Annotated in this window: 7 protein-coding genes; 5 read left to right on the plus strand and 2 right to left on the minus strand. The window is 63.9% G+C overall.

Translation table 11 applies throughout. The features are described 5' to 3' along the window. The 4 genes from A2J01_RS30805 to A2J01_RS30820 all read left to right on the plus strand — a co-directional run. Positions 1-1,539, plus strand: a 1,539-nt coding sequence (locus A2J01_RS30805; protein ID WP_064114247.1) for an Isoniazid-inducible protein iniA, incomplete at its 5' end; no start/stop codon positions are given. After that, positions 1,536-3,020, plus strand: coding sequence for a dynamin family protein (locus A2J01_RS30810; RefSeq protein WP_042452229.1), 1,485 nt, complete (start codon positions 1,536-1,538; stop codon positions 3,018-3,020). The genes A2J01_RS30805 and A2J01_RS30810, both read left to right, overlap by 4 nt. 104 nt (positions 3,021-3,124) lie before the next feature. After that, the gene (locus A2J01_RS30815; RefSeq protein ID WP_007726692.1) at positions 3,125-4,708 is read left to right on the plus strand and encodes an MFS transporter; all 1,584 of its coding nucleotides are present in this window, start codon (positions 3,125-3,127) and stop codon (positions 4,706-4,708) included. 23 nt (positions 4,709-4,731) lie between these two features. Continuing rightward, positions 4,732-5,376: an FMN-dependent NADH-azoreductase gene (locus tag A2J01_RS30820; protein WP_007726694.1), complete on the plus strand. Its 645-nt coding sequence runs from the start codon at positions 4,732-4,734 to the stop codon at positions 5,374-5,376. Between the two features lie 19 nt (positions 5,377-5,395). Here A2J01_RS30820 and A2J01_RS30825 read toward each other — a convergent pair whose 3' ends face one another. Together A2J01_RS30825 and A2J01_RS30830 are read right to left on the minus strand one after the other, a co-directional pair. After that, positions 5,396-6,400, minus strand: a complete 1,005-nt coding sequence (locus tag A2J01_RS30825; RefSeq protein ID WP_064114248.1) for a TIGR03617 family F420-dependent LLM class oxidoreductase — start codon at positions 6,398-6,400, stop codon at positions 5,396-5,398. Beyond that, a complete protein-coding gene (locus A2J01_RS30830) occupies positions 6,397-6,972 on the minus strand; it encodes a hypothetical protein (RefSeq protein WP_064114249.1) in 576 nt (191 codons plus the stop codon). The genes A2J01_RS30825 and A2J01_RS30830 overlap by 4 nt, the downstream gene beginning before the upstream one ends. 262 nt (positions 6,973-7,234) lie before the next feature. On the opposite strand from A2J01_RS30830, the gene A2J01_RS36145 reads away from it, so the two are divergent. Then, a partial coding sequence (locus A2J01_RS36145; protein WP_156519459.1) for an Hsp70 family protein occupies positions 7,235-7,351 on the plus strand: 117 nt, incomplete at its 3' end.

Here is a 7,351-nt window from a genome sequence, read left to right on the forward strand (position 1 = left end):
GCGCCCATTCGGGTGCCCCTCCCGCTCGAGGAACTGATGGGGATCACCCCGGCCACGCCTCGCGCCGAAGGGCGTGAGGTTCTGCGTGTGGAAGTGGGTGTTCCCAGTCCGCTGTTGGCCGACGGTTTGGTTCTGATCGACACCCCTGGTGTCGGCGGTCATGGAAATCCTCATGCTGCAGGAACATTGGGATTGATCACTGCGGCCGATGCAGTGTTGGTTCTGTCGGACTCCAGCCAGGAGTTCACCGAACCGGAGCTGGGATTCATCCGCCAGGTCGTCAATCTGTGTCCTGCGGTAGCCGGGCTGATCAGCAAGACCGATCTGTACCCGCACTGGCGGCAGATCCTCGACGCCGATCGCGGACATCTCCAGCGTGCCGGGTTGGATCTGCCGCTCATTCCGATCTCCTCGGTACTGCGCTCGCACGCGCTGAGGCTGGGGGACAAGGAACTCGAAGCGGAATCCGGATTTTTGGACCTCTATCAGTTCTTGCGGGACAACGTCGTTGCGCGTGCCGAATCGAATACTCGACGCGCAGTTGCGATGGATGTGCGTTCTGCGGCAGCGCATCTGACGTTGGAGATGGGCAGTGAGCTTGCGGCGCTGAAGGATCCGTCGACCGCTCAGGCAGCGGTCGCGGGACTGCAGCGTGCCCGGGCAGCGGCCGAGGAACTGCACAAGAAGACCTCACTGTGGCAGCAGAGCCTCGGTGACGGCATCGCAGACCTCGCCGCCGACATCGATCACGACCTCCGGGACCGGTTGCGCCGGGTGACCCGCCAGGCCGAGGAGACGGTCGACGAAGGCGATCCCGGTAAGGACTGGGACGTCGTGGGGGAGTGGCTCGAACAGGAGATCGCCACCGCGATCGGTGACAACTTCGTGTGGGCGCATGATCGCGCACAGTGGCTGGCAGAAGTTGTGGCGCAGCACTTTGCGGAGACCGGTGACGTCGCGCTCCCGCATCTCGACGTCGCCGACACCGACGGTTTCCTGGAACCGGTCGGTGCATTGGCGGACCTCGAATCCGGCCGAATCGGCATCACTCAGAAAGTCCTGGTCGGCATGCGCGGCTCGTACGGCGGCGTGCTCATGTTCGGCTTGATCACCACGATGATGGGCATGGCTCTGGTCAACCCGATCTCCATCGGCGCCGGGGTTCTGCTGGGCACCAAGGCTTATCGTGAAGACAAGCAGGCTCAGGTGCTCAAGCGTCGCGCTGAGGCGAAAGCGGCTATCCGACGGTTTGCCGACGACGTCAGCTTCCAGGTGGGCAAGGAGTCGAAGGATCGCCTACGCCTGGTGCAGCGGCTGTTGCGTGATCACTTCACCGACATCGCCGAGCAGGCGTTGCGCTCGATCAACGAATCCCTCCGCGCCACTCAGGAAGCCGCGCAGTTGGAGTCGAGTGAACATGCCGCTCGGATCAAGCGTCTGGAGACCGACATGCGCGTCGTCGCGGAGCTCGACGCCGTTGCCGGAACGCTGATCGGCGAAACTCCCGCTCCTGCCTCGGCAAAAGTGACCAACGCATGAATGCCACGACCACCGTGACCGCAGTGGAGTCGGCACACGCCCTGATCGACCACGCCAGACGTGCCTACGCCGATCAGCCGCAGACGCGCGCCCAGTTGGAAGAATGTGCGGCCAGGCTCGACGAGCCACTCCGGGTGGCGCTCGCCGGCTCCCTCAAAGCGGGTAAGTCGACGCTGCTCAATTCGCTTGTCGGACAGGATATAGCGCCTACCGACGCGACGGAATGCACACGCGTCGTCACCTGGTATCGGAACGGGACGACGCCGCAGGTGACCGCGACGGCCGAGAACGGTGCCGAGTTCAACGTGCCGGTGACGCGCCGCGACGGCAGGCTCACGTTCGATCTGGGCGAGTACACCGCAGACTCGGTGGACCGCATCGACGTCGACTGGCCGTCTTCGGCATTGGCTCGTACGACGATCATCGACACACCGGGCACTTCGTCGCTCTCGACCGAGGTCTCGGCCCGCACCTGGGACATGCTCGTTCCCGACGGTGAGGCACCGGGCGCGGATGCAGTGGTCTACCTCCTGCGGGCTCTCAACGCCAGTGACATGCAGTTCCTCGGGAAGATCGCGGATCACGTGGGCGGAGAATCCGGGCCACTCGGAGTGATCGGAGTTCTCTCGCGTGCCGATGAGGTCGGCGCAGGCAGGCTCGACGCGTTGTCTTCGGCGAAGGACGTCGCGGCGCGATTTGCCGAGGAGTTGGAGCGAACCGGCCTGTGCCAGTCGGTGGTTCCGGTGGCAGGTCTGCTCGCGCTCGCTGCTCGGACGATGAGGCAGAGCGAGTTCGCGGCCTTCTCGGCGCTCGCGCAGGTTCCGGCCGAGGATCTGAGCCTTGCGCTCCTCTCCGCGGATCGCTTTGCCAGGCAGGACAGTCCGCTGCCGGTCGATGCGGCCATGCGGGCGCAATTGGCCGATCGGTTCGGGCTCTTCGGAATTCGCCTCGCCGTGACGTCGATCAAGTTGGGGGCCACTGATTCACCGTCCCTGGCGGCCGAATTGTTGGAGCGCAGCGGCCTGGACGAACTGCGTCAGGTGATCGACGTTCAATTCGGGCAGCGGGCAGATCAGCTCAAATCGCACACGGCGCTGGTGACGCTGGGAAGAATCCTCGAAGCCGATCCGAGCGAGGAAGGCGATCAGATCGCGGCGGAGGCGCAACGGTTGCTTGCCGATGTTCACGGCTTTCACGAACTTCGCCTGCTCGGGCGTCTTCGTTCGGTACACACGGATCTGCCACCCGACGACCTGGCACAACTGCAAAGACTGATCGGCGGCTACGGAATCCGGGCAAGTGACCGGTTGGGCTGCGAACCGGAAGAATCGCCGGAGGTGCAGCGTGCGCGGGCCACGGCGGCTGTCCGCAGATGGCGCGAGTTGTCCAGACATCCGCTCTTCGACAGGTTCACCTCGCGCGCCTGCCTGGTCGCCGCCCGCAGCGCCGAGGGCGTCCTGGCTGAAATTGTGCCCGAATAGGGACCCGTTCACTATGCGAGCGCCGGACGAGGGTTCTATCTTGAGTTCGGGATGATCCGGACATAACTCCCAGGTTCGGGTCCCACCTCGATGGGAGCACGCGCATGGCGAGTGACATCAAGTCCGCTTCACCGGATCGAGCCACCCTCGTCCTGGGGACGCTCATCCTGGTCGCTGCGGTCGCGAACCTCAATCTCTCGGTCGCGAATGTCGCTTTGCCCGATATCGGGCGGGCTTTCGACGCCAGTCAGACGCAACTGAACCTGATCGCGGTCGGCTACTCGCTGGGCCTGGCCGGAACGGTGCTCTACCTGGGGGCCTTGGGAGACCGATACGGCCGCAAGATGTTGCTGGTCACCGGCATGGCGCTGTCCATTCCGGCGTCGATCGTGGCGGGATTCGCCGGGAACTTCGAAGTGCTGTTCCTCGCTCGGATAGTCGGAGGCGTCTCGGCAGGTCTGGCGTTCCCGACCACGCTGGCAATCATCACGGCGTTGTGGGCCGGACCGGCACGAACCAAGGCGATTGCCATGTGGTCGGCAATCGGTGGCGCGATTTCAGCACTCGGTCCGATCGTCTCGGGGGCGCTGCTCGAGCAGTTTCACTGGGGTTCGGTCTTCTTCGTCACCCTTCCCTTGGCCCTTGTGGCACTGATCTGTTCCCTGGTGTTGGTTCCCGCTCACGTCAACGAGACGACCGAGCGAGTCGATCACCTCGGCGGCATAGTGTCGATCGTCTTCATCGGGGCTCTGGTGTTGTCCATCAACTTTGCGCCGGTGAAGGGTTCGGGCACGTTGGCTCTGGTGCTCGGGGCGATAGCAGTTGTCGCGGGTATCGGGTTCTTCCTGCAACAGCGACGCGCGGCCAATCCGCTGTTCGATCTTCACGTAGCTGCGCGCCCGACCTTCTGGGTCGCGGCGGTGGGTGGGTTGGTCGTGTTCGGTTCGCTCATGGGCGCGATGTTCATCGGCCAGCAGTTCCTGCAGAACGTCCTCGGGTACTCGACGCTGGCAGCCGGTGCGGCGATCATTCCGGCTGCGCTGGCGATGGTGATCGTTGCGCCGCGCTCGGCGACCATGATCGAAAGGTACGGCGCCCGCGTCACGCTGCTCGCCGGCTACCTGTTCGTGGTTCTCGGGTTGTTCGTCGCGCTGTTCCTGTGGAACGAAAGCACACAGTATTGGCAGGTCGCGCTGGCCTATGCGCTTGTCGGCATCGGCGTCGGTCTGGCCGGCACACCGGCATCGCGTTCGCTGACCGGATCCGTTCCCGTGCACCGCGCTGGTATGGCGTCGGGAACCTCGGACCTGCAACGCGACCTGGGCGGCGCCATCATGCAGTCGATTCTCGGCGGAATACTCACGGCCGGGTACGCAAAATCGTTGGGAAATGCGATCTCGTCCTCGCCGAACGCATCCGAAGTGACTCCCGAAACTCAGGCCGCGCTCACCAAATCCTTCTCCAGCGCCGAAGTTCTCGCGGAACGCTACCCGCAATACGCGGACCAAATCATGACCGCCGCCAAAAACGCCTTCCTGGACGGGGATACAAACGCCTACATCGCGGCGATCATCATCGTGTGTGCCGGTGCCGCGGTGGTGACGTTCTTCTATCCGCGTCGCGAGCGCGAACGAGTCCTGCTGGCGCAGTACGCGGCGGAATCCGATCTAGCCGCGGAGAAGAGTTGAGCGCGCTCTGGTAGTGATGAGGGATGCCACAGCTACTTCACATCGATTCGTCCGCCGAACTCCACCACTCGACCTCACGTGATCTGACCGCACTGTTCGCTCAGCAGTGGTCGAAGAACAGTCCGGATCACACGACGGTGACGTTGGACCTGCACCGGGATCCCTTGCCGCACCTCGCGGACGCGGCCCTGCACTATGCACCACGCTTGCGAGTCGAGGGCGAGATTCCGGATCCCGCCGCGGAAGCACTCCAGGCTCGGGTCATCGAGCAACTTACCGCTGCAGACGTCGTCGTGATCGGTGCGCCGATGTACAACTGGTCGATCCCGTCCACGTTGAAGGCGTGGATCGACTACGTACACGTCCTGGGGACTACGGTGCCTTTCGACACGCGTACTCAGCCTCTGGCAGGTAAGCCGGTGGTGATCGTCTCCAGCCGCGGAAACACCTATGCGCCGGGTTCGGGAAACGAGGCCAACGATCACACCGTCCCGCCACTCGTTCAGGTGCTCGGGGTGTCGATGGGAATGGATGTCTCCGTCATCACCGCGGAACTGACTTTGGCGCAACGTATTCCGGCGATGGCACCTCTGATCGAGCAGGGTGACGCGAGCCTGCGCGCTGCCCGGGAGTCGTTGACCGAGCTGGCCCGTACCTTGGGGGCCTGATCAAGAAGTTCGACCGGGTTCAGGTGAGAGACGAGATCATCGACGCCACGTCTGACGGTTCTACGTCGTAACCGGGGAAATAGCAGCACACTTCGTCGGCATGTTCGCCGAACCGCCGCCGAAGATCGGTGGCGCACTCTTCGGGAGTGCCGACGACGGCGAGTGTGGTCAGCATCGGATCGGTGATCAGCGACGCCATCTCGGTGTAGCCACCTCGCTTCGACAGGGCATTGAGTTCCGGTTGGACCTCGCCCCACCCTTCGACGTCGAGCACCGGACGGTATGCGGGCGTCGAACCGTAGAACGAGAGCAGGGCTCGGACGCCTCTGGCGGCCGCGGCAAGTTGATCGTCGCCGCGGCCGACGCCGACGATGACCTGCGGGATGATCGTGAATTCGTCTCGGGTGCGGCCGGATTCGCGAAGACCGGCACCGACGGCCGGAAGTGTTCGTTCGAGGAAATGACGTTGCGTGTGGAACGGCATGACCAGTAGTCCGTCGGCCACCTCGGCAGCTGTCCTGGTCATCACCGGTCCGAGCGCACCCATCAGGATGGGCGGCGGCCCATAGGGGTTGGGGCCTGGATCGAACGTCGGAGGCATCAACGTGTGGGTGAAGAACTCGCCGCGGAAGTTCAGCGTCGAGGTGTTCTCCCACGCAGTGAAGATCGCCTTGACCGCTGCGACAGTCTCCTTCATGCGGGCCGCCGGACGCGACCACGTTGCGCTGTAGCGTTTTTCGATGTGCGGTTTGATCTGCGATCCGAGGCCAAGTCGAAAGTGGCCGCGACTGAGCAACTGCAGGTCGTTGGCCGAATGCGCCAGATGCATGGGACTGCGGGGGAATGCGATGGCGACGTTGGTCATCAGGTCGAGGTCGACGGCCGATGCTGCTTCGACGAGCGGGAAGAACACGTCGTGTGGTCCCTCGAACGTGAACAGGCCACCGGCGCCGGTCTCCGCGAGTTCACGGCTACGAGCAGCGCCCGCGCCCGGCGCGGAGTCCAGTTGTACGTGAACCTTCATCGGCGTCCCCGCAGCCAGGTGCTGACACCGGGAGCGAACGGAGCGATCGCCGCCACCGCGACCAGGGCGCAGTAGAGAATCGGACCCCATCTCAGAACTCCGGCGCCGATGTCTGCTGCGCCGTCGACCAGAGACATGAAGCCGAGTCCGGCCGCGATGCTCACGACTCCCACGATCGCCGTCATCACCCGCCCGGCGTTCTTGCGTGCGCGGAGGAGTTGAAGGCTCATGAGTGCGAGCAGGACCAGGACGAGAGCGCCGCCGCCGCTGCCCGCGAGTACGACGGTCACGGCATCGGAGATGTCGGTGGACGAGTATCCGGGATTGTCGCGCGCAGTCGATTCTTCGAGAGCCGACCGGACGTCGTCGAGGCTGGTGACTACCACTCCGGCGATTCCGGTCAGGACGACGAACGAGCCGATCCAGGCAGAGGTGGACAATGTCACGGCTTTGGGTGTCTCGTCGCTCGCTGCAGGTCGGAGCGGCCGAACCGAGACGTCGGGTCGCTCGGGTGCCGGGCGTGGAGGTGACGGGCGAGGAGGTCGCGCGGGAGAATTGTCGGGATCGGTCACCGGCCGATCGTAGCCATTCGGAGAGATACGGAAGTGATGTGGCGCACTTTTCCGGCTTTTCGGGGAAGGCGGGAACAAATCTACGTGGGCTGTAGTTGACCATTTCGACAAGCTTGAGCGCCCTCGGCTCAACTTCAAGTTGACTCCCGGCCACGGTCGGAGGCAAACTTGAGCGGAGGACGCTCACCAAGCGAAAAACTCGCGGTCATGTTCGAGATCAACCACTCGGGCAGAGAACCGCAGAACGAAAGGTAGGAACACTATGGCTCGTGCAGTCGGTATCGATCTCGGTACGACCAACTCGGTAGTTGCAGTGCTGGAGGGCGGCGAGCCCGTAGTGGTCGCCAACGCCGAAGGCTCACGTACCACCCCCTCGGTG

Source organism: Rhodococcus sp. EPR-134 (genome assembly GCF_001647205.1).
In the GTDB taxonomy this organism is placed as follows: Bacteria; Actinomycetota; Actinomycetes; order Mycobacteriales; family Mycobacteriaceae; genus Rhodococcus_F; species Rhodococcus_F qingshengii.

Excerpts from the sequence above, each read along its gene's own strand:
- A2J01_RS30820 (WP_007726694.1), top strand. The coding sequence starts at position 4,732 with ATGCCACAGCTACTTCACATCGATTCGTCCGCCGAACTCCACCACTCG.
- A2J01_RS30810 (WP_042452229.1), top strand. The coding sequence starts at position 1,536 with ATGAATGCCACGACCACCGTGACCGCAGTGGAGTCGGCACACGCCCTG.
- A2J01_RS30825 (WP_064114248.1), bottom strand. The coding sequence starts at position 6,400 with ATGAAGGTTCACGTACAACTGGACTCCGCGCCGGGCGCGGGCGCTGCT.
- A2J01_RS30815 (WP_007726692.1), top strand. The coding sequence starts at position 3,125 with ATGGCGAGTGACATCAAGTCCGCTTCACCGGATCGAGCCACCCTCGTC.